The following is a 23,345-nucleotide window of genomic DNA, read 5'->3' as shown; positions in this document are numbered from 1 at the left end:
CGTGGTCGGCAGAAAGTTGGACGCGCGGGCGTCAGTGCTCCGTAAGCCCTATGGCATCCATCCAAGGGTGTGCTCCTGGTGAGTGCTTTGCTTTTTGAGAGGCCTTCATGCTTAGCCGTTCCATCGCTTTCACTTTGCAACAGGCCGGCTGAATCACTCTATGCAGCCCAGCAAGCCATGGCTCAGGAGGTTCAGTCCGGTGCCCAGAGCGTGGTAGATACCGTAGCAAGCCTGCCATTCAGTGCTGAGGCTGACCGCGCCTATGCCCAACTTCGAACCGTGGCCCGCCTGTCCCATGAACTCCAAGCCATCGAGGAACAACTGCGCACGGCTTACCAAACTGCTGCCTCTTTGGCCCAGAACGACTTGCAATTGCTTCAGGCTTTGCCGCTGCGGAGATCACCTCAGATTTCGCCTGGTCAGCAGGCCCAGGCAGAGGATGCAGTCGTCAAGCCCACTCCAGTCAAAGGCGTCAGGGCCAGTTCCAAAACCAAGACCCAGTCATCTGGAGTGCTCAAGGCCCAATCGCTCAGTTCCAACGACGACAAGGTCTTAACTTACCTCGAGCGAGTACTGACTCGCAGCGCCTGGTCACAGATGACGCAAGCCTCGATCGCAGAAGGTGCGGGCATTCCGAAAGGCTCAATCGCTGTCGCGATCCATCGGCTGAAACAAATGGGCCGCTTGACGGAAGGAGAGCGTGGGCGCTACCGCTTGAAGTGATTGGGCTTGCAAACCGACCAGCGTTGCAAGCATCGTGAAGATCTTCTGCACAATGGCCGGGGGAGGGAACACAAGTGCAAAGACTTCTATGGCTCGCCCTGTTGCCCCTGGCCGCACAGGCGCAGCAGGCGGTTTATCGCTGTGAGCAAAACGGGAAGGTGGGGTATTCGCATGAGCCTTGCGTGGGAGCAAAGATCATCGATGCCACCCCAACCCAAGGGGTGAACAAAATGACCGGCGTCACTCGAAAAGGCGCCGAGGTTCAGCGTGATGAGCACCGTAAGCTGCTTGACGATGGCTTCCGACCGCTGACTGGCATGTCGCATGAACAAATGGATGTGGAACGCCGACGATCCAGGCTTTCATCCGGCGATAAGTTACGGTGCACGTCATTGGATCTTCAACTGCCTGAGTTAGAAAGTCGCGCTGCTGCAGCCAATCGAGAGACAAGATCCCGCGCTGAGGCACATCTATATAAAGTCCGGCAAGAATTTTATTGGCTCAAGTGCTGAATACGGATGTCGATGGGCGTATTCATTTTGAGTGTGGTGCGCCTCGTTAGACACTGTCTAAGGCGATTCCGTGGATTGATGCGAAGTCAGCTTCAGGCTGGGTGCAGTCGCACAGGAATCGACACCGAATGTCGGCGGTTATCTGAAGCTGACTTTGGTGGCCTCCCCAGCTGGAAGTCAGGTCTGCCCCGGAACCTGACAATGGCTGGTGGTGAGCAAACGGCACACGCTGGCGCCATACGTCGCTGTTCTTTGCCATCAATGTCGGAGACGTGGCATTAATGTCTGGGACACCGGGATCCGACGGACTGAGGCCTGTCGGTCTCCCGGTTGAGGGTGGCGCCGTTACGAAAACGGGTCGTAATGCTGAAGGACTTACTCAGCAAGTCCCTCGTTCCCCTTAGCGGCTTCGGTTAGGCTGACTGATCCGGCCCGGTGGCGCCGCCTTGCGACTCCTTGACTTTGCTGTTGCGTGGGCCTCACGAAAGCTGCGGGCTAGGGGCACCATCTAACCTTACCTTTGCGAATCCAGAAGTGCGACTGGCAGCCGTCACGAAGCCACACCGAAGGGGTTAAGGATGGGCGACCTTTCTGGTCCAGGTCCAGATCCCAGCGTGGCGCAGCTTCTTTGATCAACAGAAGTTCGATCTTCCTGCCACACCCGCAGGGGCAGCGCATCCCTACACACCAGTCTTCGCCGTCGTCCCGCGCCAGCACCAGGGCCCTGACCGGCAGCCTCGGAGGCAGGCTGTCTCCACTGAGTACCTGAACACGGCGAGCCGGGGCCACGTACTCGAACAGCCTCAACAACAGCCGCTTGGCATTCATGCGAATGCCTTCGACTTCGGAGTGCGAAGAGTGGGTAGACCCAGAAGCGGCTCCAAGTCGCCGCGTGCGAACTGCGGGTTGGTCGTCGTCGGGAACGACTCAACCGGGAACGATTCCTCTTCGTTCGCAGCGAGGCTGAATCGCGTTCTGGCGTACGCAGCGTTGGACTCATGGCGAAACGGGTAGGCCCGCGCGATAAACTCCATCACGCATGCGGATGCCGCCCTCATGTTCAACGCAATGACTGCTGGCGCTTCTTCGGTGACGCCGCGCAAATAGCCGGCCTGCATCTCTTCTCTGTGTGCATCCGGTGCTGTGCGCCGCAGGTACTCCGCGCGCAGCGAGGCGGGATCGTAGACCCCACGATCTTGAAGCGTCGGGCCGCCCGGGTGGACGTAGTCGATTCGCCCGCAGACGTCAGCGATTGCAGATCCCCGCGTCGCCCTTCTGGTTGGAATCGAGACCCCTACGTCGAACAGCGGGATCAAGAAGCTGGCGGCCAAAAGATCTGCGATCTGTCGAGCGTCAAGGGTGTCGACGCACGAGAACATCACGTCGGCTTGGCTGGCGTACAGCACAGCTTCGCGTGCCGAGATTGACGCGTTCACTGGTACCGCAACCCCCTCTCCCCTGTAGCTGGTCACAGCTTCAGCGAACGCGACGACCTTCGATCTCTGAGCCTTTGCGTCTTCCAGCGTCGAGTTGACGATTCGATTCAGGTTGCGCGGTTCGATCTTGTCGAAGTCGATGAGGATCACCTGGCCGAATCCAAGCCTCGCGAGTTGCTCCGCGACAAGCGAACCCGTCCCAGACACACCGATGACGCAGGCACTGAGGCGACCGAGCTCTTGGGTCGCCTCGCTGGTGAATGCTATTGGTCGAGGGCTGAACTTCCTGTCGGCCCAATGCCAGGTGAGGTCATCACCGGCAACCATCACAGACTCGACCGAGATCGGTGACAAGTCCTGCCGGTGAAGACGCGCCAACATAGCGCCATCAGGGGTCATGATCGCTGTGCCGTGTAGTCCGCCAAGCGCTTGAAAGAGGCTGGGCACCGTCACCAGATCGCTTCGGTCATCGTGCCGCGAGAAGCCGAACAGACCACCGGGATGCGAGTGGGTCAGCACCAAAGAGAGGCCATCAGCTTCCGCCAAGTCGATGGCCTCTTCGATCGCCGACCCCGGCCAAACCAGGTAATCCGAACGCCGCTCCTTGCAAGCGGAATGCGGCACCAACAGGACCTGCTTCACGAGCAGGCGCACTCGTGGACCAGGAGTTCGAGCGCAGAGCAAGATGGCGGCTGCCTCGAGACCATCGCCTGGAAAGAGGTGATCTCGCAGTTTCCGGTGGTCTGCGTTCGTGATCGTCAGGTTGGTAGGCGGGTTCATTGCGGCACCTCTTTGGCGAGCGCCGACTCGACCAAGGCAAGGTGAGTCACGACGTTGTCGGACTCTGGTCGCCACTGACAGGCATCGGACCGATGGCGTGACCACCGCTGGTAGGACTGGCCACAGATGGCTTCCTGTACCTGCGTGCACTCAAGCGCTTGACCACTGTTGAGCGCGAGACTCGGGAAGACATAGAACATGTCGATTTGCGCCCCGGGGTAGGTCGGCGGCACTTCGAGGGCCAAGGTGATCTGCTGTTGGTTGTAGCCCGCGGGAACCGAATATCCAAAGATCAGCAGCCAGCGCCGCTGGTTGTCGAGCACCGTCTCCCACTGGGCGAAGTGCTCGTCGAGGAAGCGTTCGTCGGCATCCAGCAGCGGGAAGTCACGGCGAAGAGCTTGTGCCGCTTCACCGTTGCTCACGTCTTTCGGGGTCAACCGGATTTTCTCGATGCCGGGCGCCCGCAGGTCAACGACAGAGGTGAGTTCCAGCGCCTTCTTCGGTTGTCCGGCCACCTTGAGGAAGATGTGCCAGCCTTGATTGGTGTCAAAGCCCGCTTGGCGCATCGCATCACTGACAACGATCGTTGGCGTCGGCACCTCGAGGCGGACGCCCTGCATGTTGAGGATCCAGACGGGGGCTCGGCTGTAGAAGGCTTCCACCCCTGCATGGCCGAGATCGACCAAGTCGTGGTCTTGGACGACAACGTCAGCCTTGTCCTGACGCTCCAGGTACAGGAGTTTGTCCGCCTGAACGCCGCCGAGGTGGCGCAGGATGCTCCCGGAGATCCGCTGCGCTGGCCAATCGATGCGCTTTCCATCGATCGTCAGCCGATACGAGCGGTCGGTGACGACCACAACGAACCGGCCGCCGGGTTGCGGAATGCTCACCGCTTCGGTCGGGCGAATGTCTTCCAGTTCGCCGTTGGCCAGCAGGTGGAGCACGGTGACCATCTGGGCATCGCTGTAGCCAGCGGCGCTGGCAATTTGCGCCCCGGTAGGGGTGTGGTCAGCCAGAGGAACAGGCTTGAACACGAGGTCGAGGCCAGCGACCTCGATGAAGTGCCCATCTTGGGCAGGAGGACAGGTGTTTGCGTTGGGCATGGTTGCCCCTTTCGTAAAGCGAAATGAACGTTTTTCTGTGACTGGTCAGCCACGAAAGACCACAGACATCGCTTGGGAGCCTTGACTAGGGGCTCCGACGCAAACACACTCTCAATCGCCAAACCGAGTCGGGCGTTCGCGTCAGATTCACCCCTAAGGGCAAGCTCTCAAGCTTGCCCTTTCCTATTTGCACGGCAGCATTTGTTGCGCCTCCTTTCCTACTGGCAGGCCAGTTGGTTGTTGAACAAGTCGGAGACCTTTCCAGCCGAGCTGATCAGGTTTGACAGCAAGCGCCAGTTCTCCGTCTCCTTGCGAACTCTCCCGGCGATGATGGCCGGATGAATCTGTAGTTGCCGCGCCAGGTCGACCGCGTCCTCGGTGGAGTGGCTGATCCTGACTGGGGCGTTGACCCAGGCGGCCTCTGGAATCAAGGCTTCTCCGGCCTCTCGATCGGCCTCCAGCTCTTGATCGCTGGTTCGAGTCTTGTCGTCCAGGTTGTCCGCAATGCACGGATCCGACGCAGTCAAATGCCGCTGGACGTGGATGAGTTCGTGCAGCAGGGCGAACCAGAAGTTGTCGATGCGGTCGTGCCGAAGCGTCAGCGCAACGATCGGTGCTTCGCCGTCCAGCATGGCTGCCCCGTCAAGGTAGGTCTTGTCGAAGTGCCGCTCAAAGACCAACGCGATGCCATGGTTGGAGAGGTACTCCTGAGCCAGCAGAGGGCCGGACTCGAAGGTCGACAGCCGAGTCAGGTTGCGGATCCACTCTGACGTGATGACACCGTGCTGATACGCACCTTTGAGAGCCATGGGGCGTGCCTTTCGCAGCACGCAGGCTTGCCAGACCTTGAACGCGTACTCGTCCATGGTGCGGGCCCCTGTTTGATGAAGCGTCGCACGCATCATGACTGGCTGTCCGCCCAGGCCTGACGCGCACCGAAAGAAGCCCGTCACCAGTTCTTCTGCGTATTCCTTCAGGGACTGCAGTGGCCGCTTATTCGGCCCGAAGAGGCCGCGTTCCTGCATCTCGGCCAACGGGAACTTCGTATAGTCCACCGTCGAATCAACCGACAGCTCTTGCCCTTCGCCGATCAGCACGTCAGCCGGGATGCCTAATCCTGCGTGAAGCCGGCGGATCATCGCCAGGCTCAACGGACGCTTGCGGCTCAGTACCTCGGAGACCTTGGACATCGAGCCGATGTAGGGCACGAGGTCCTTGTGTGCCAGCCGCTGCTGATCCATCCGGAACAGGATGGCGTCGATCGGGTCCGGCGGCGTAGGGGGGAACTTGGTCTGTTCGTACGACTGAATGAGCAGGGCCAACAGCTCCAACTCAGCCTCTTCGGCGGATCCCCCTGCGGGGTCCATGTCCATCAGCTCAGACAGCCGAGCAACGGCAACAGCGTGATCGCCGTCCGTCTTCAGTACTCGAATCTGCGTGCTCATGTTCTTCTCCTGGTGTCGAGGGTCTTGGGGGCTCACTGGCCGAAGTTCTTTTTGTCGTACTCGGCGTGTGTGCCGCCCCACTCGATCATGACGATGCCGTTCTTAAAACGGACTTTGACAACCAGCCGGTAGCTGTTGCCCTTGATGTTGAAGATGACCTGGTTGCCACCCAAAAAAACTTGCTGAGGCGTAGCGGTCCTTGATGTCCTGAGGGGATGACCAAATCGCTCCCTCCACTTCCTTGCGCCAGGCATCCAGCGCTCCCCGAGCATCTGCATGGGCCGCCTTCAGCTCCTCCAAGATGGGTATGTTGACTAGTTGCATAGGCCTCGCTTTGGCCCCCCGGCATGGTTGAATTGTGACTTCCCAAATGGGGAAGTGTCAAGAGTTCCCTTGTTCACGACGATTGACTCCTTGTATTGTTGTAAAAAGCACTTTCAGTGCGTCATCGTTTATGCTGCGTGTCAAATTAATGTTGGCATCCTAGCATGATTACGCTAAGATGTGCAACATGAACGATGCCGCACTAAAAATGAAGCTGGGCGATCTGGCGCATGTCCGCGCCGGACATCCCTTTCGGGGCGCGGTTGAGGCGTTACCTGAGGGGGCGGTCGCCGTTGTCCAGATGAAGGACATCCTGCCTGGCAGAGGTGTCGACTGGTCGTCGGCGGTCCGTACGGAACTGGTGGGGCGTAAGGAGCCGGACTGGCTGAGCGGTGGCGACCTCCTCTTCGTGTCGAGGGGCAGTCGGTACTTCGCTGTGTGCGTTGATTCGCCACCGGCGCCTGCTGTCTGCGGGCCTCACCTGTTCCACCTGACGGTCAAGGCTCGCGAGCTGTTGATGCCGGAATTCCTTGCCTGGGTCGTTGGGCAGGGCCCGGTGCAACGTCAGCTCCAGCAGGCAGCCTCTGGATCGCTGCAACTCAGCGTGACCCGGCAAGCGCTCGAGGCCCTCGAGATCCCGCTGCCACCGCTTGCGACGCAAAGAGTCGTCACAGATATGGCTGCGGCGGCCGCTCGTGAGCGCGCCGTGCTGACTGCCCTGATCCAAAACCGCGAGTTGCAGCTTGAAGCGCTCGCCTTCGCCCTGGCCAGCGGACAACCCACGAATCTCACCTGAAGGTACCGATGACTGAAATCACGAACGTCAGCCAAGACGACATCAACGCCGCTGTCTGGAACGCCTGCGACACCTTCCGCGGCACCGTCGACCCCAGCATCTACAAAGACTTCGTGCTGACGATGCTGTTCTTGAAGTACGTCTCGGACGTCTGGCAAGACCACTACGACGGCTACAAGCAGGAGTACGGTGACCACCCCGAGCTGATCGCCGAGATGCTCAAGAGCGAACGCTTCGTCCTGCCGTCGGACGCGAGCTTCTACGCCCTGCACAACCAGCGGCACAGCCCTGGCAACGGCGAGCGCATCGACAAGGCCCTGAATGCCATTGAAGAGGCCAACATCACCAAGCTGCGCGATGTGTTCCAAGACATCAGCTTCAACTCCAACAAGCTGGGCGATGAGCAGCAGAAGAATGACATCCTCCGCCATCTACTGGAGGACTTTGCCAAGCCCGAACTGGACCTGCGCCCCAGCCGCGTCGGTCAGCTCGACGTGATCGGCAATGCCTACGAGTTCCTGATCAAGAACTTCGCTTCTACCAGTGGCAAGAAGGCGGGTGAGTTCTACACCCCGCCCGAGGTCTCGGCGCTGATGGCCCGCTTGATGGCGCCGCAGGAGGGCGACGAGATCTGCGATCCGACCTGCGGCTCCGGCTCACTGCTGATGAAGTGCGGCCGCTTGGTTCGCGAAAACACCGGTTCGCGCAGATACGCGCTCTACGGCCAGGAAGCGATCGGCAGCACCTGGGCCCTCGCCAAAATGAACATGTTCCTGCATGGCGAGGACAACCACCGCATCGAGTGGGGCGACACCATCCGGAACCCGAAGCTGCTGGATGGCACGGCCAGCCTGAAACACTTCGACATCGTCGTTGCGAATCCACCCTTCAGCCTGGAGAAGTGGGGCTTCGAAGGCGCCGATGCGGACAAGTTCAGCCGCTTTCGCCGCGGCGTGCCGCCCCGGACCAAGGGCGACTACGCCTTCATCCTGCACATGATCGAGACCATGAAGCCCGGTACCGGCCGCATGGCTGTCGTGGTGCCGCACGGCGTGTTGTTCCGGGGGGCGGCTGAGGGGCGCATCCGTCAGAAGTTGATTGAAGAGAACCTGCTGGATGTGGTGATCGGCTTGCCGGAGAAGCTGTTCTACGGCACCGGTATCCCGGCCGCGGTGCTGGTGTTCCGTAAGCACAAGGCCGACGACAAGGTGCTGTTCATCGACGCCAGCCGCGACTTCGAGGCCGGCAAGAACCAGAACCTGCTGCGAGACGCTGACCTGCAGCGCATCTTGGACGCGGCCGCCGCGCGTCAATCCGTGGCGCGCTATGCCCATTTGGCAACGCCGTTGGAGATTGCTGAGAACGACTTCAATCTCAACATTCCGCGCTACGTCGACACATTCGAGGCGGAGGCAGCAATCGACCTCAAGGCAGTGCGTGAGGAGCGCGAGCAGCTGAAAGCCGAGTTGGCCGGGCTGGAGGCGCAAATGTCCGTGTACCTGAGGGAGCTTGGCTATGAATGAGAGGGCCGAACCATCGAAGTGGTTGGTGACTAAGGCCAGTCAATCGGTGAAGTCCTGTCACGCGCCCAAAGATGCACTAGGAAGCTTCGGGAGATGTGATGCTGCCTAAAGGATGGAGACAGGTGCCTTTGCATACCGTCGCCGAAGTTCGCACGGGGCTATCAAAGAACGCGAGCCGGGAGGGAGCCACCCTCAAGCGTCCTTACATCAGGGTGGCAAACGTTCAAGCCGGGATGTTGGATTTGACAGACGTTAAGGAGATTGACGTTCCTGCGAGTCAAGTAGAGCGATACACGTTGCAAACTGGGGATCTTCTTCTCATTGAGGGCAATGGCAATCCGGAGAACCTCGGCCGCAGTTGTTTATGGCGCGGCCAAGTCCTCGACGCAGTTCACCAGAACCATGTGTTTGCAGTGCGAACACCTTCGAGTGACGAGTTGATGCCGGAATTCTTGGAGCAGCAGGCTCAATCCGAGTACGGGCGGAACTACTTTTTGTCGTGCGCCAAAGGATCAACGGGACTTTCATCGCTGAACTCCTCACAGCTGAAGAAGTTCCCATTGGTGCTACCGCCGCCAGCGGAACAACGTCGAATTGCCCAAATTCTCTCCGCCTGGGACCGAGCAATCGCCCACTCAGTACGCCTGCTGGCGAATAGCCGTACACAATGGCAAGCGCTAATCGGCCTCACCCTGAACTTGCCGTCTGCCACCCTGGATACGGTCAGGCCGGCTGACAACGGCGGATTCCCTCCCTCGGTGCAGCCTGGCATTCCTGCCTTGCCGCCGGCGCCCGGGGGGTGGCGCCGAATTCAATTGCGCGACCACCTTCATGAGGTGCGGAGGCCCGTGGCGCTGGAGGGAGACACGACGTACCGGTTAGTGACGGTCAAGCGGTCCCGGGGTGGGGTGGAGCTACGTGAAGTGCTGCGGGGAGCAGAGGTTAAGACGCCCACCCAGTTCTACGTCCGTGCTGGCGACTTCCTGATATCAAAGCGGCAGATCGTGCACGGCGCTTGCGGCATCGTGCCGGCCGACTTGGACGGCGCGGTTGTCTCCAATGAGTATGCGGTGCTGAATAGCGATGGACAGATCGATCTGCGCTTCCTACGGTACTTGTCCGAATCGCGCTACTTCCAGCAGACCTGCTTTCACTCGAGCACCGGCGTCCATGTCGAGAAGATGATTTTCAATACAGAGCACTGGCTGAAGTGGTCATTCAACATCCCGCCTTTGCCTGTCCAGCTGCGCATCGTCGAGATCTTGGACACCGCGAGGCGTGAAGCGGAACGCCTCGCGGTGCAAATTGATTTGCTCAAGCAGGAGAAGGCTGCACTGATGGCTGATCTTCTTACCGGCAAGCGCCGAGTCCGTCTACCTGCCGCCGAGACCACGCCATGACCGCCGTAGCGCCCAACTCGAAGGAGCAATACGCCACGCACCTGCCGGCCTTGCACCTGCTATGCAACCTGGGCTGGAACTTCCTGACTACGACCCAAGCGCTGGCACTGCGCGGCGGCACGCGCGAGGTCATCCTGAGGACGCGCTTGGTCGAGGTGCTACAGACCCGCCGCTACGAGTACAAGGGCCAGTGGTACCCGCTGTCTAGCAGCGGCATCGAGCAGGTCGTGCGGGAGCTGTCTGCCCTCAGCTTGTCTGAAGGGCTGCTGCCAGCCAATGAGCGGCTCTACGGCAAGATGGCCTTAGGCATCACGGTCACGGAGTTCATGCCGGATGGCAAGAAGCACCAGCCCACCATCGCGGTGATCGACTGGACCGATCCTTCTGCGAACCGCTGGGACGTGACCGAGGAGCCGGAGGTGCTGTCCGCGCAAGGTACGCACCACCGAACGCCGGACGTGGTGGCCTACGTGAACGGTATCCCGCTGGTCGTCATCGAGGCCAAGCGCCCGGAGTCGGGCGGTGGCAGCCATCCTTCGAAGGCCATGGTGCAGGAAGGCATCAGCCAGCATCTGCGCAACCAGCGGCCAGGCGAGATCCCCAACCTGTTCGCGTACGCCCAACTGCTGCTGTCCATCAGCCAGACCGAGGGGCGCTACGGCACCACGCACACCGCCGCCAAGTTCTGGGCGAAATGGCGTGAGGAAGAGTTCGATGACGCTCACCTGCAGGCCGTCAAGAACGCGCCATTGCTTCCGGACGTCCGTGCCGCATTGTTTGAAGGCAAGCCTGCATCACTTGCTACCTACTTCGACGCGCTCTGGAGCGCGCCGATGCAAGCCACTGAGCAGGATCGGTTACTGGTGAGTCTGCTGACACCGTCTCGCTTGTTGGAGTTCCTGAGGGGCTATGTGCTCTTCGACCGCAAGGTCGGCAAGATCGTTGCGCGCTATCAGCAGTTCTTCGGTATCCGCGCATTGCTGTCGTGCATCAGCCAGAAGAAGCCTGACTCGCAGGGTGGCGGGCGCGAGGGAGGCGTTGTCTGGCATACCACGGGCTCCGGCAAGAGCTTCACGATGGTGTTCTTGACCAAGGCCCTGCTGCTGATCGAAAGTCTCAAGGAATGTCGCATCGTGGTGGTCACCGATCGCGTCGATCTCGAAACCCAGCTCTCGCGCAACTTCATGACGGGCGGGGCCTTCGGTTCCAGCATCGCTACACAGAAGGATGGCGAGCGCAGCCGCACCCTGTCCGGTCGTGACCTGGCCCAGCGCATCGGCAAGGGGACCGAGCGGATCACCTTCACACTCGTCCACAAGTTCAACACGGCGTCCAAGTTGCCCGAGTGTCGCAACGACTCTCCGGACATGATAGTGCTGGTCGACGAAGGACACCGAAGCCATGGCGGCGAGACCCATGAGCGGATGAAGAAGGCACTGCCGAAAGCGGCTTACATCGCCTTCACGGGCACGCCGCTGCTCAAGGACGAGAAGACCTCCAACAAGTTCGGGCCCATCGTCCACGCCTACACCATGCAACGGGCGGTGGAGGACGAAACCGTGGCGCCGTTGCTCTATGAAGAGCGTGTGCCTGAACTGGACATCAACGAAGAGGCCGTTAACCGTTGGTTCGACAAGATCACCAACAACCTCAGCGATGCCCAGCGCAGTGACCTGAAGCGCAAGTTCGCGAAGAAGGGCGCGATCTATGGCGCCGCTAACCGCATCGAGCTGATCGCCTGGGACATTGCGACCCACTTTAACGAGAACATCAAGAAGCTGGCCCTAGGTCTGAAGGGCCAAGTCGCGACCGACAGCAAGCTGGATGCCATCCGCTACAAGAAGGCGTTGGACGAGACGGGCCTGGTGACGAGCGCGATCGTGATCTCGGCACCCGATACCCGCGAGGGGAACTCCGAAGTCGATGAGGACACGTTGCCTGAGGTCCAGAAGTGGTGGAAGCAGGCCATGGCCACATGTGGCAACGACCCTGACGCCTACGAGAAGCAGGTGATCGGTGACTTTGGCACTGACGGAGCGCCGGACCTGCTCATCGTCGTGGACAAGCTGCTCACGGGATTCGATGAGCCCCGCAACACGGTGCTGTACATCGACAAGCCGCTGAAGGGCCACAACCTGATTCAGGCGGTGGCGCGGGTGAACCGCTTACACGATGCCAAGCGCTACGGCGTACTGGTGGACTACCGCGGTATCCTGAAAGAACTGGACACCGCGATTCGTGCCTATCAAGACTTGGAGTCGCGGACGCAAGGTGGGTTTGATGTTCAGGACCTCGAAGGGCTGTACCACCAGTTCAGCACCGAGTACAAGCGCCTGCCTGCACTCCACGAGCAGCTGTGGTCCTTCTTCAGGTCGGTCACCAACAAGCTGGACCGCGAGCAGTACCGACAGGTGCTCGCCCCTCGCTTCGTGAAGGACGCCGATGGCACCGAGTACGACGAGCGGCAGAAGCTGCGCGACGACTTCTACGACGCGCTCACCGCTTTCGGCCTATGCCTTCAGACGGCACTGTCTTCGCGGAGCTTCTTCGAGGATAAGAGCTTCTCAGAGGAACTGATTGCTCGGTACAAAAGTGATCTGCGCTTCTTCACCGAACTGCGCCAAACGGCGCGCCGAGATGCCATGGAGACGGTGGACTACAGCGTCTACGAAGAGCAAATCCGCAAGCTGGTCGACAAGCAGGTCATCGGCACGGAGGTGCGAGAGCCTGACGGTGTGTATCTGGTTCACCAGCTGGGCCAGGCAGAGAAGCCTGAGGACTGGTCGGAGGAAAAGACTCGCAACGAGACGGACATGATCCGGACCCGGCTGCGGAAGACCATCGAGCAAGAACTCGCTGAGGATCCGTACGCGCAGAAGGTGTTTGGTGAGTTGCTTCGCCAGGCGATCGCCGAGGCCGAGGCGATGTTCGACCACCCGCTGAAGCAGTACGCCTTGTTCAAGTCGTTCGAGGAACAAGTCGCGTCGCGGGCGACGCCTGGCACACCGGACCAACTGGCAGACAACCGCCATGCCAAGGCCTACTTTGGTGCCATTCGCTTGGTGTTGGGTGAAGACAGCTTTGCCGCTTTGGAGTCCCAGGCTCTCGAGCGCTTGGTCCAGCAGTCCCTGGCCATCGACACCGTGGTCAAGGACGCAGTCGCCGAAAACTCGCTCAACCCCCAGAACATCGAAGCAGCGATCCGCAAAAGGCTGCTACCACTTCTCTTCGGCAGCTTGGGGCTGGACAACGCCAAGCAGGTGGTGGAACAAGTCATCCAGATCACTCGCATCGGTCTCAGCAAGGTGTAATCGTGGAGACCGTGGGCATGGATGGCCAGCATCGTGTGGCGTACGGTGATGAGCAGATTGCGTTCACCTTGCGCCGGCAAACCACGCGGGTGGTCTCGCGTGTAGCCATCCACGTTGAGCCAGATGGACGCGTGGAGGTCGATGCGCCCCCGTCAATCCCGTTGGCCGATGTGCTGGCGGCGGTGCGAAAGCGCTCGCGCTGGATAAGTCAGCACGTCTCCGCTGCTAAGGCGCGGATGGCGCATGTGCTGCCGCGCGAGTACGTGAGTGGAGAGTCCATCCACTACCTTGGTAAGCGGTATCGGCTCAAAGTTGTCGTTGATCCGGCGAGTGCTGCCGAGGCAAAGTTGCATGGGGCGTTTGTGGTGGTGAATGTGCCTCGCCACGACGTCGATCAGATCAGGGTATGTATTGACGCTTGGTACCGCAAACGGGCCCGGGAGATCTTCGAGGCTCGCCTCAAGGTCGTTGCCGAGCCATTGAGGTGGGTTCGCCAGTTGCCGTCGTTTCGCTTGCAGTTCATGACCCGCCAATGGGGCAGCTGCTCCCCATCGGGCCGACTGACACTCAATCCGCGGCTGGTGGCTGCGCCGCGTGAAGCCATTGACTATGTGCTGCTTCACGAGATGTGCCACCTGAAGCATTACAACCATAGCAGCGCCTTCTACCGAACCTTGACGCTGTATCTGCCGGACTGGGGGCGCGTCAAAGCGCGGTTAGATGACCAAGCGGAAATCTTCCTTCGGTAAGAGCCGTCTTCTTGGTTTAGGCGGAGCGCAGGAGGCTGCGGCCTTTAAACGTTCGCGGCATAGCTCAGTGCGCCGTCCGCCGTACGAGCATGCACCTACAGGTCCAGGCATGACAGCAGCCGAAGGAGTGGACGTCGCCAATTCCATGCTGAACTTGTCATATAGCAGATCGAGCATTAGGTCGGCGCAGTGCTTTGTCAGCTGAGCATCGCTAAGCGGCCGTTCAAGCCAGCAGCGGAGGTCGGACCAAATGTCAGCTTGCCAACTCCAACCGTGAGCTCGCCTGCCAGCCGCGACCGGCTCCTGTCGCTGCAAAGCAGCCTCCTAGGCTGCATCTCAGATCAGTGCTGCATTGCCATCCTCGGCAGAAACTCCACCCCAGTTCGCTTGACCAGTTCTTGATAGCTGATGGGCGGCCCGACCGACTCCCCTAGCCTGTTCTGCTGCCAATGCGCCCAAGCCCGCTGTGTGGTGGCGTCATAAACCAACTTGTACAGGTACGTCGGGACTTTCACCTGATTCGCGCCAATTGTTGGACCGCTGTCCGTGAACACCGGCCCAGTGATCACGAACACATCCCCTTTGGCTCGCAGCACGTAGCGGCGCGTGTCCTGCTCGATCTTGTTCCATGCCCCCCCGTTGTGTTGTGAATTCTGGGGAACCATGTTCGCGAGACTGAAGCTTTGGGCCATGGCGGTGGGCGTCGGCATATCGCCCGCGGGAGCCATGTGTCCGCGGCTGTACCCAGAGTTTTTGTAATCCTCCAACTCCGCCCGTTCTCCCCGGGGCAAACGAGCATCCGCAAAGAACCGCTTGGCGCGCTTTTCGTCAGCATCCTCAATGCTCTGGCGACTGAGGCGCTGAGCCACGTACACGGGTGTCCGCGTCGCGCCACTGTGCAGCACCGCAAACGCCTCGTAGCAAAGCTCACGCAGCTCACGCCGTGGCGTGATCGCGGGAGGCTTGCCACCCGCAAAGAACTGTGGGCACTGGGCGAAGCTGGTGGGCTGCGGGGTGAGCAGCGCCGCGCTATCGAATTGGGGTGTGCGGGCGAACGAAAGACCGGAGAACGCGCTGGCGAATGACAGGACCAGTGCAGAAGAAACACGCATTCGGCGCGACCAAGAAAACTTCAGAAGCACTTCGATTCGGTTGCAAAAAATGAAGTGCCGATTGGAACATCCAGCAACTCGACTTCCAGAACCTGGAGGCTGCGCACACAGGGATTTACAGGTGCTTTCACATAGAAGTGATGCCTGCAAATTATCCGCTACTGAACAAGCGCTCCAGATGACCGGGCTCTGTTGCACAAATCGAATTGCAGACGGCATGACCCCAACCCCAGACGGACCTATGCCACAGCAGTCACCGACACGGTGTGAGAACGGCCGATCTGACTGAACCGATTGAGCAAGGCCACGCGGACATGCAGCTCCACAACCTGGCGGTCGAACGTGCGCGCGATCACCCGTTCGCCCAGTCGCTTGAAGCAGTGCATCTTCGTCTCCACAAGGCTGCGCCGGTGGTAGCCGCTCCACTTCTTCCAAATGCCGCGACCCAGGCGCTGGCACGCCCGAATGGCCTCATTACGATGCGCCGAGCCCGGACTCGACCTCTTCCAATGGCTGGCGTTCTTGCGGGGAGGGATCACCGCCATCGCGTGCCGCTCGGCAATGGCGTCCAGGCAGGCGCGCGTGTCGTAGGCGCCATCGGCACTGACGCTTTCGATGGATTCGTCAGTGGGAATCTGAGCCAGTAACCCGGGCAACATCGGCGCATCCCCAATGGCGTTGCTGGTCACCTCGATGGCGCGTATTTCCAGCGTCTGCGCGTCGATGCCCAGATGGACCTTGCGCCATTCGCGCCGGTATTCAGCGCCATGCTTCTTGCGTTTCCACTGTCCTTCGCCCAGGAACTTGATGCCGGTGCTGTCCACCAGCAACTGCAGCGGCGAGTTGGTTCGCTGGTAGCTCAGTTCGACCTGCAAGGTCTTTTGGCGCCGGCAAACAGTGCTGAAGTCAGGTACCGGCCAGTCCAGCTTTGCCAGCCGCAGCAGGCTCTGCACCATGCCCAGCGCCTGTCGCAAGGGCTGGCCGAACAGGCACTTGATGCTCAGGCAGAACTGGATTGCTGCGTCCGAGAAGGTTCGGCTGCGTCCACGCCTGCCGGTCGGCGTGCCAAACCACTGCATGCCCTCATCTAGCCACATCGTCAACGAGCCTCGCGCTTTCAGCGCCGCGTTGTACGCCTTCCAGTTCGTCGTGCGGTACTTGCTCCGCTGCAAGGACAAGGCCGCAATGATCGCCCCGCAAACTCTGAATCGTTAAAGCAATTTGTACTTTCTCACTCGAGGGAAAGGTCGACCGTGGAGGTAGGCATGAATTTTGTCGAAATTGAAAAGACACGAGCGCTAAGCCATCAGCTACATCGAGAACGAGTGGAAAGAGGTAAGCGGCCTGGAACCACGGAGTTTGTTGCGCAGATCGACGGCGTGGAGGCGGGACTCTTGATCTTCGTGCGGGTACCAAGTCTAGTGACCACTAAAGCAATCTTCTCGTGCCCAATGGGGCCAACAGCATTCCCGCCGCTTCCGGCCCGACCCAGTCTTTGAGCTTGGCCTGCCTATGTCTTCTTGCGTGGAAAGAGGGCTTCGATCTTTACATATTCGTCTTCACTCAATATTCTTGCGCTCATAGCAGTTAGTTTTCGCCCCCAGGCATTCGTGACTTTTTGAACCTTGGCCAATTTCAATGGAGCACTCGCCGGGTGTAGATTCTTTAGGTAGATAAGGGCATGTGCCGGGCCCCTTTCAACGTGAACGATTACAGCAGTTGCGTTGACCTTACAGGTGCTGTCATCGCCCCTTTTTTTGGAGGCGTAAGCCTGGATGACACGGTCACCGGGCTTTGCTTCCTTTGCGACCCGCAACCTCATTGGCCAGCTAATCGGTTCTAGCTCGGAGGTCTCGATCTCAGGTGCCAATTTCTTCGCGACGTGAAGTCCCTTAACCCGCTGGAGCGCTAGGTCATCCCTAAGCTTTTCAGACATTGGGCCGGTCGATAGCCACCACGCCACCGATCTGCCTTGGATTCTTACTGGCGGCCTTGGCGTGCTCGGCCCTCCCTGTTCGCGTAGTACAGGGATCTCGGCCAAAACCTCCAGTTGAACAGTAGTTAGCAATGCCTTCGGTGTCGCGAGTTGGGCAACAAAAGATAGCACTTGAGCGTGCAGACCGCTGTCTTGACTCAAAACTGCAGCCTCCACTAACCTGTTCTTGGAGTTAAAGGATGCATTGGCTGACCCGACCAGAACGCTACTACCAATACAGGCGACCTTCGCATGCAGCGCAGGCTGGCTGTAGATCTTCACACCTTTTTTATGAAGCTTGAGTAGCAAATAGCCGTTGCTTTTTCCTGAAGAAATCGAATCAGCTGATGCGTCGCACACCAGGATGTCTCCTTTTTTGAGGTGCAGGAGATCCCGGCTGTAGTAAGCAATCGCTGCCAAGATGACGGTACGTGGGCGTTGCAATGATTTCACCTCATCCCAGAGCGTTTCACTGATCAGTCGGCTGTTGCTCTCATTCATATCGGTCTTTCGGCTTGGTGGCATTCAGGGCAGTTGTTGGGCCTTAGCGGCCGTTGATCAAGGACATCTGCTGTGCGTGTTCATGGCGCTGGACTGACCGGTCATCATCACTGAATGTGCAATCTTCGAGCATTTCCCCCAAACTTCTTTGGGATTCGTGTATGAGATATACGTGCTAGAGAAATTCAGAGCCAAGGGCATTGGCACCCGGCTTTTGTGGCGAGCAGAAACCGTGGCTCGTGATTCTGCGTGCAAGACGATGCGTCTTACGGCGCGCTCTCTCGAGCAAGAGTTCATCAGCGACGTGAAACTGATGTCTTGGTACGCTCGCAACGGTTTTACTCGAGATATCCATGACCCCAGTGGGATGAAGAAGAACCTTGCCGGTAGGTTCACATTTAGCGGTGAATTAGTTGAATAGTGGTTGGTATTTAGGATCGGTCGCAGTGCGCTAAAACCTAACTTAATGAAGCCATGTCACCAAAAAACATCGAAATCAAGAAACGCCACCATTACATATGGGCCAACTACCTAGCCCGATGGGGTAATGGCACCAAGAATGTTTTCTACACCACGAAGAAGGGGAGAATTGCTCACGACAGTGTGCGGTCCATTGGTGTTGATGACTATTTCTACAAGACCACGACGCTTGCAAGAATTCACATCGAAATGATTAAGGGGTTTTCCCAAAAAAGCCCCGAACATCTCCAAAAACAGCACATGTCGTATCTTAATGATTTCCTGAAAATTCAGCAGTTGGAGGCTGCTTACAGCCATTTTGACATTCGGATTCAGGAAATTGAACTGAACCTTCAAGCGATCAAGTGCAATCTACTGGAAAACCTTCACGCATCCCACGAAAAGATGGCACTTCCAGTGTTGGCCGCGTTGGCTGAGGAGAATTTTGACGTGCTTCAGCAAAATCGGCATCTGCTCGACTTCATGGCGTTCCTCGGTCACCAAATCTCTCGTACAAAGGCATTCCGAGATCGCATAATCGCGATTCTACCTCGGAGCAATGCACTGGAAATTGAACTGGCGGATGCGATGGCGCACGCCTGGTGGTTTTTGAGCTATATGTACGGAATGAATATTGGGGCAAGCCTGTATATTGATCGTCACAATACCAAGCATGCGATATTGATGAATAACACCAGCGTGCCTTTCATCACGTCTGACCAGACTGTCGTCAATGTGCACTCATGTGTGTCAGAGACAGTGTTTGCCGCTCCCCAGCATGCTGATTTTTATTACCCGATCTCGCCGCGAATCGCTTACGTCATCTGCGATTCTGAAAAGTTTAAATCAGGCAAGAATGACGTCGACAAAACTACCGTAGTCGAACTCAATTCCCAGGTGGCTGCTCAAGCCGTTGTGCACATTATCGGTGACTCTGAAGATGCCATTCACCCCTTCAAAAACCACATTGGTCGGCGTCACCGGAAAATGCCTGATGGGCGTGTCACGGGTTGACGGAGGAATCGGAGCAGTCATTGCGTTCTGTCAATCGACGCATTACCTCCTGCTTTGACTTCTGGGCATCACCCCTTGCTTGCGCGGAAAGCTTGACGGCCCCCTACGGGCCTAAAGCGGAAGTCGGCCAGGGGAAGCTGTTCCGCGGAGTTCTTAAAGCTTGTTTGCGTCGGATTTACCAACGCCGTTGCAACCTATAGTAGAGCCTTGTGCTGAGATTTCACCCGCAGCAGTCTCATCACTTTAAATGCGTCCTACTGGCCTAATAGCGAATGACCAACCATCTCGACGCATCTCAAACTTGATTAGATTACAGTTCAAATTTTCAGCAACAACCTGCTCCAAGACTCTTGCATGCTTATCTCGACTGGTGAGGTTCGTGTCCATATTCCATGAGGCTACAGTGCCCGCGATAAAGTCTGGAAGCCTAATCATGGGATCAAACCACAGGCCCCCTTCAGCCTTCTCATCCACTGCTATTCCTATTTTTGGAATTCGCTCCTCAGGCAGTTCTTGCTGACACAGCCCCCAATGATTAATTTCAAACAAATCAACATATATCTTAAAAAATGCATCGTGTATTTTGTCACGATCCGCAAACCATACAATGGAGTTGCAGGCGATTTCCTTTGATAGATAAAAACCAAGGATTGCCGCAAGAATGCAGGTTAACGCCATGCGGTGAAATAGTTTTACGTTCGCCGTTGGCCTTTCGAGCTCCCTAGTTGCCAACTTGAATCGTTTAATTTGCTCTTCAAATTTTTCTTTTCCCTCTGGCTGATTACTGCACCACCCATGAAGCATCTCTATGATTTGCTTTAGATTTTTAAGCAAAACAGCTTGCTTACTCGTTTGTTCCGAGTGCAAAAAACCGGAAATATCATCAAGCATAAAAGCCACATGAAAAAAACGTGGATCATTTAACGCTTTAGATGTCTCTTCGGTGATTTTGGATATTTTCTTGATATCTTTGGGGATCAATCGATCCAACTCCACCAAGGAGTGTGGAAGTGCCGCATGATAAGGAGTTAAGGTGAAAGCAATCACATCATTTGGCTTGTCCCTGTCGTCAACGCAATAGTCGCTTATGAGCGCAAAATCGGCAACACCTCTGTGATGCCCAAGGTAGCTCCTTAGATTTTCCAGAAAGGTTTTGTCTAAGGTTCCCCTCAAGGTCTCAAATATATCTTGCATATTAGAAATCTAGTCGCAGTGCGGGCGCCGTTCTCAATAAAAACATATGCATGTACATGCCCGCTTCTGGTCGATCTGAGTCACTCGGCGTAACGGCCCGAATGGCTGTTTTTGCTGTCAGCAGTCATTCAACCTAAGCGTCGTTCAACACGATACTCAGCTTTTGCTTGATCTGTCCTGGAAGCTCGTTGGCTGAGATCGTGAAGGGCAGATGTCGGCTGCTCTGTCAGAGCAGGGTGTAAGTTTGATAGGCGCCGTAGCAGTAGGGCTGACGCCTCAGTACATTCAACTGCTTCGCAGCTTGGAGAAGCCTGTGATCCTCTGGGAACGCGGAACTCAGGTAAGCGGTAAATTCATCATCCGACATTTCGATCAAACTGGCGAGCGCGTGGCTTGCTGCAGCCGCAGGTCGCATGTCGCGCAACGCCGGCGCGAACAGTGCCGTGAACACGAGATTGAAGCGATCCATGATCGCCCAGGACGAGGCAACCACCTCTGCCTTACCGTTCAAGAGGAAGAGGGACGGGAATCCCATCAAGTCATGTGACCTGAATTTGCCTTGGAAGTTGTGATTGACAGAGCCACCGCTATGGCATGTTCCCAAGACGGCAACCCGGTGCGGCCATCGGTACGCGACCTCCTGAAGCCGCGAAACGCTCATGACGGTGTGTTGGTGCAGGCCACCCATATCGGCAAAGGCCGGATCTGTGAACACCCCGATGGACATACCGTGATGCGCTAACACCAGCGTGTCGGTCTTCTCCATCTGCGATGAAAACTCTTCCCAGTTGGGCTTGTTCAGGATCGTCGCGTCGGTGCCAGAACCTTCAAAGAACGCCTTGAGGTCGGCCTGATCATAGGTAAGACCAGATTCCTCCTCTCGGATGCCAAGTGCTACCTTCGGCGGCACGTACGTGCCGTGCGCTGGATATAGCGCCAGGCAGGTGCTGACCGAGAACAGGCCCGCAGCCATCCGCTTGCGAGTAGACTCATGGCAGAGAAGAACGAGATTGATCGGAGTCAGATCCATGCGATCTGGTATGAACAGCAGGCCCCTGCAGTTCTTTGCAGCCACTTCGTCCAGCGCGTCTTTTAGAGAGGTCAGCAACGCGGCTTGGTAGGCGTTTGCGGCAATGGCCAGAGGTTTGCTTTGATCGGGACTCTGGCGTTGGCTGTACAGAGCGACGGCGAATGCGGCGGTCTCACTTTCAGGAAGATCGCAAAGCGTGTATCGGTCACCTACGATCAGTAGAGCCTTATTGTCGGCCGTCAACAAGTTGACCAGTAAAGCGTAGCCTTCGTCGAGCCGGTCCTGAATCAGTAGTTCGGCCTCCGCGGCAGTCGCCCGCTCGAACGGTCGGTCTACATCATGGAGCTCGCACATTCGGTCGGCGTACTCAGCGACCTTGCGCCATGGGTCGGGCAGCATGTTCTCCGCAAAGGGGTCATCGTATTTCTCGAGGAAACCCATGAGGTGAGGGGCACCCTGGTTGGCCACCGTGAATACCAGTTTGTCCAACTCGTCGGCCTCGGAGCACGTTAGCTTTGATTTCAGGCGCCGAGTCCACGCGAGGAAGTGGAGCCAGTCAGAGAGCCTGTTCGACCGCGTTCCGGCAATCACAGCGAGCACGTCGGATGCGTTTCCAGTGCGAGGAAAGCGGACCAGGATGTTTTCGATCCTTGGAATGAAGCGCTCACGCAGGCCCCGACGGTAGTGGAGCTTTTCGACCAGATCCACCGTATCGTCAAGCCTTGAAATGGCTCGTCGGAGGCAGTCGCAAGCCTCCGGAAAATCACCCCAAGTCACCGCATTCTTGGCGGCGATCAGCTCGAGCTCCAGCCCTTGTTCAGGATCCATCGTTGGGATCTTTTCCATGAACACGCGCGCCTGCGTCATTCGCTGGTCAGAGGAAGTTCGATCCCCCAGTTCTCGCAGGCATGCCGAGAGCGTCGACAGCACACCGGCGCGCATTGTCTCCGACAGATCATCCCGGGCAATCACCTCTTCAAAGGTCTGCCTCGCACTCTCAAATTGGTCATCCCAAAACCTACGCGTTGCCCGATTGAGGATGAGAGGCGTTGGAATCGGCTGACCGAGTTGCTCGAAAGCTTTGCTCAGACCCTCCCAAACTCTGTCGGCGTACGCCAGATCGCCTTCAATCATGGAGGTCGAGTGGAGTGCCATCAGAACTTCGGCCAACTCCTTGGCCAAATGATGCTCACGAGCCAGTCGCTCGGCCTCGACAAGCGTTCGGTAGGCTGTTTGAAAGGCGCGAAAGTCGGTGAACAGACTCGCCGATACGAGCATCATCTGGATCGCATCGCCGAATGCATCTGCGCTCAGATGTAGGCGAATGATCTGATGCATCACGTGTTGGACGTGGTCGGCGTGTACGTTACCTGGAAGCAGCGTTCCAACGAGTTCCGCGGCGCGTGCGGCCTCGGCATTCGTCTTGTGCTCCTCGGTGATGTCGACCAAGCGTTCCAGATATAGCGTGATGCGCGCGATATCGCCGTATTCGCAAAATACGCCGACGGAAGTGGCGAGTGCATGCGCGAGCTCAGACGTACGCCGTGCCTCGGTCAGTACCTTGTTGGCAGTTTGCACGTAGGCCTCAGCGTCCCCCTTACTTGCAACTCGGAGAGACGCGTCTACGAACGCATTGACCTCCTCTTCGCCCATGCCTGCACGAACGAGTTTCTCGAGTTGGTCTGCGAATTCCGTTGGGCTGATGGCTGACATGAATGGACGTTCGAGTTCGCCGCTGTTGTGGTGCGAGATCGCGATCACGAGCGAGCTCAGGCCCAGATAATAGTGCTGATTTTCCGTCGCCGCGGCAGCGAAGACCAGAAGACTGGGGGAACCAGGGGCACCTTGTCCAACGAGGGCGTGCAGGCCTCAACGGAGTTGTCGCCGATGAACCGCCCCGATTTCCGCGGAGGCTGTTTGGTTTAAGTCACCCCACCACCGCGGTGGTCTGACTGGCG

The 23,345-nt window shown here is 58.0% G+C and carries 18 protein-coding genes; 8 read left to right on the top strand and 10 right to left on the bottom strand.

The genetic code is table 11. The features are described from left to right. The first annotated feature begins 78 nt into the window (after nt 1–78). Nucleotides 79–723, top strand: coding sequence for a hypothetical protein (locus AC27IQ_RS02370; protein ID WP_487087955.1), 645 nt, complete (start codon nt 79–81; stop codon nt 721–723). A gap of 1,007 nt (nt 724–1,730) precedes the next feature. Here the strand turns inward: AC27IQ_RS02370 and AC27IQ_RS02365 are convergent. The 5 genes from AC27IQ_RS02365 to AC27IQ_RS02345 form a co-directional block, all read right to left on the bottom strand. Beyond that, on the bottom strand, nt 1,731–2,063 hold the full coding sequence (locus AC27IQ_RS02365) for a ubiquitination-like system serine protease family protein (RefSeq protein ID WP_487087953.1): 333 nt from the start codon (nt 2,061–2,063) through the stop codon (nt 1,731–1,733). Then, nucleotides 2,060–3,451, bottom strand: coding sequence for a ThiF family adenylyltransferase (locus tag AC27IQ_RS02360; RefSeq protein WP_487087951.1), 1,392 nt, complete (start codon nt 3,449–3,451; stop codon nt 2,060–2,062). The genes AC27IQ_RS02365 and AC27IQ_RS02360 overlap by 4 nt, the downstream gene beginning before the upstream one ends. Next, nucleotides 3,448–4,554, bottom strand: a complete 1,107-nt coding sequence (locus AC27IQ_RS02355; protein ID WP_487087949.1) for a multiubiquitin domain-containing protein — start codon at nt 4,552–4,554, stop codon at nt 3,448–3,450. Before AC27IQ_RS02355 ends, AC27IQ_RS02360 begins: the two co-directional genes overlap by 4 nt. Before the next feature lie 218 nt (nt 4,555–4,772). Beyond that, nucleotides 4,773–5,999 carry an ImmA/IrrE family metallo-endopeptidase gene (locus AC27IQ_RS02350; protein WP_487087947.1) on the bottom strand — a complete coding sequence of 409 codons (1,227 nt, stop codon included), beginning with the start codon at nt 5,997–5,999 and terminating at the stop codon, nt 4,773–4,775. A gap of 32 nt (nt 6,000–6,031) precedes the next feature. After that, entirely contained in the window at nt 6,032–6,277 is a 246-nt protein-coding gene (locus tag AC27IQ_RS02345; RefSeq protein ID WP_487087945.1) for a type II toxin-antitoxin system HigB family toxin, read from the bottom strand. Nucleotides 6,278–6,510: 233 nt separating this feature from the next. Here AC27IQ_RS02345 and AC27IQ_RS02340 point away from each other — a divergent pair, with 233 nt between their 5' ends. The 5 genes from AC27IQ_RS02340 to AC27IQ_RS02320 all read left to right on the top strand — a co-directional run bounded on the left by AC27IQ_RS02340 (nt 6,511) and on the right by AC27IQ_RS02320 (nt 14,102). Then, nucleotides 6,511–7,119 carry a restriction endonuclease subunit S gene (locus tag AC27IQ_RS02340; protein ID WP_487087943.1) on the top strand — a complete coding sequence of 203 codons (609 nt, stop codon included), beginning with the start codon at nt 6,511–6,513 and terminating at the stop codon, nt 7,117–7,119. A gap of 8 nt (nt 7,120–7,127) precedes the next feature. Next, nucleotides 7,128–8,642, top strand: coding sequence for a type I restriction-modification system subunit M (locus tag AC27IQ_RS02335; RefSeq protein WP_487087941.1), 1,515 nt, complete (start codon nt 7,128–7,130; stop codon nt 8,640–8,642). Between the two features lie 98 nt (nt 8,643–8,740). Next, entirely contained in the window at nt 8,741–10,042 is a 1,302-nt protein-coding gene (locus tag AC27IQ_RS02330; protein WP_487087939.1) for a restriction endonuclease subunit S, read from the top strand. Then, complete coding sequence (locus tag AC27IQ_RS02325; RefSeq protein WP_487087937.1) at nt 10,039–13,353, top strand: type I restriction endonuclease subunit R; 3,315 nt, start codon at nt 10,039–10,041, stop codon at nt 13,351–13,353. Before AC27IQ_RS02330 ends, AC27IQ_RS02325 begins: the two co-directional genes overlap by 4 nt. 2 nt (nt 13,354–13,355) lie before the next feature. Next, a complete protein-coding gene (locus AC27IQ_RS02320) occupies nt 13,356–14,102 on the top strand; it encodes a M48 family metallopeptidase (RefSeq protein WP_487087935.1) in 747 nt (248 codons plus the stop codon). Between the two features lie 341 nt (nt 14,103–14,443). Here the strand turns inward: AC27IQ_RS02320 and AC27IQ_RS02315 are convergent, their stop codons facing one another. The 3 genes from AC27IQ_RS02315 to AC27IQ_RS02305 form a co-directional block, all read right to left on the bottom strand. Beyond that, on the bottom strand, nt 14,444–15,214 hold the full coding sequence (locus tag AC27IQ_RS02315; RefSeq protein ID WP_487087933.1) for a DNA/RNA non-specific endonuclease: 771 nt from the start codon (nt 15,212–15,214) through the stop codon (nt 14,444–14,446). Nucleotides 15,215–15,453: 239 nt separating this feature from the next. Then, entirely contained in the window at nt 15,454–16,401 is a 948-nt protein-coding gene (locus AC27IQ_RS02310) for an IS5 family transposase (protein WP_487087959.1), read from the bottom strand. A 323-nt stretch (nt 16,402–16,724) separates the two neighbouring features. Beyond that, entirely contained in the window at nt 16,725–17,690 is a 966-nt protein-coding gene (locus AC27IQ_RS02305) for a phospholipase D family protein (protein ID WP_487087931.1), read from the bottom strand. A gap of 103 nt (nt 17,691–17,793) precedes the next feature. Here AC27IQ_RS02305 and AC27IQ_RS02300 point away from each other — a divergent pair, with 103 nt between their 5' ends. Beyond that, complete coding sequence (locus AC27IQ_RS02300) at nt 17,794–18,111, top strand: GNAT family N-acetyltransferase (protein WP_487087957.1); 318 nt, start codon at nt 17,794–17,796, stop codon at nt 18,109–18,111. 53 nt (nt 18,112–18,164) lie between these two features. Beyond that, nucleotides 18,165–19,163 (top strand): DUF4238 domain-containing protein, encoded by a 999-nt coding sequence (locus tag AC27IQ_RS02295; protein WP_487087929.1) that lies wholly within the window; start codon nt 18,165–18,167, stop codon nt 19,161–19,163. A gap of 243 nt (nt 19,164–19,406) precedes the next feature. Here AC27IQ_RS02295 and AC27IQ_RS02290 read toward each other — a convergent pair whose 3' ends face one another. Then, on the bottom strand, nt 19,407–20,357 hold the full coding sequence (locus AC27IQ_RS02290; protein WP_487087927.1) for a hypothetical protein: 951 nt from the start codon (nt 20,355–20,357) through the stop codon (nt 19,407–19,409). A 226-nt stretch (nt 20,358–20,583) separates the two neighbouring features. Then, entirely contained in the window at nt 20,584–23,148 is a 2,565-nt protein-coding gene (locus tag AC27IQ_RS02285; RefSeq protein ID WP_487087925.1) for a CHAT domain-containing protein, read from the bottom strand. Nucleotides 23,149–23,345 lie beyond the last annotated feature (197 nt).

The organism is Acidovorax sp. KPB24-07, assembly GCF_057543315.1.
This window is presented reverse-complemented; position numbering and strand designations above follow the sequence as displayed.

Coding starts and splice junctions, on each gene's coding strand:
- AC27IQ_RS02305 (WP_487087931.1), bottom strand. CDS start 17,690: ATGAATGAGAGCAACAGCCGACTGATCAGTGAAACGCTCTGGGATGAG.
- AC27IQ_RS02355 (WP_487087949.1), bottom strand. CDS start 4,554: ATGCCCAACGCAAACACCTGTCCTCCTGCCCAAGATGGGCACTTCATC.
- AC27IQ_RS02350 (WP_487087947.1), bottom strand. CDS start 5,999: ATGAGCACGCAGATTCGAGTACTGAAGACGGACGGCGATCACGCTGTT.
- AC27IQ_RS02360 (WP_487087951.1), bottom strand. CDS start 3,451: ATGAACCCGCCTACCAACCTGACGATCACGAACGCAGACCACCGGAAA.
- AC27IQ_RS02345 (WP_487087945.1), bottom strand. CDS start 6,277: ATGCAGATGCTCGGGGAGCGCTGGATGCCTGGCGCAAGGAAGTGGAGG.
- AC27IQ_RS02330 (WP_487087939.1), top strand. CDS start 8,741: ATGCTGCCTAAAGGATGGAGACAGGTGCCTTTGCATACCGTCGCCGAA.
- AC27IQ_RS02335 (WP_487087941.1), top strand. CDS start 7,128: ATGACTGAAATCACGAACGTCAGCCAAGACGACATCAACGCCGCTGTC.
- AC27IQ_RS02315 (WP_487087933.1), bottom strand. CDS start 15,214: ATGCGTGTTTCTTCTGCACTGGTCCTGTCATTCGCCAGCGCGTTCTCC.
- AC27IQ_RS02325 (WP_487087937.1), top strand. CDS start 10,039: ATGACCGCCGTAGCGCCCAACTCGAAGGAGCAATACGCCACGCACCTG.
- AC27IQ_RS02365 (WP_487087953.1), bottom strand. CDS start 2,063: ATGAATGCCAAGCGGCTGTTGTTGAGGCTGTTCGAGTACGTGGCCCCG.
- AC27IQ_RS02340 (WP_487087943.1), top strand. CDS start 6,511: ATGAACGATGCCGCACTAAAAATGAAGCTGGGCGATCTGGCGCATGTC.
- AC27IQ_RS02295 (WP_487087929.1), top strand. CDS start 18,165: ATGTCACCAAAAAACATCGAAATCAAGAAACGCCACCATTACATATGG.
- AC27IQ_RS02290 (WP_487087927.1), bottom strand. CDS start 20,357: ATGCAAGATATATTTGAGACCTTGAGGGGAACCTTAGACAAAACCTTT.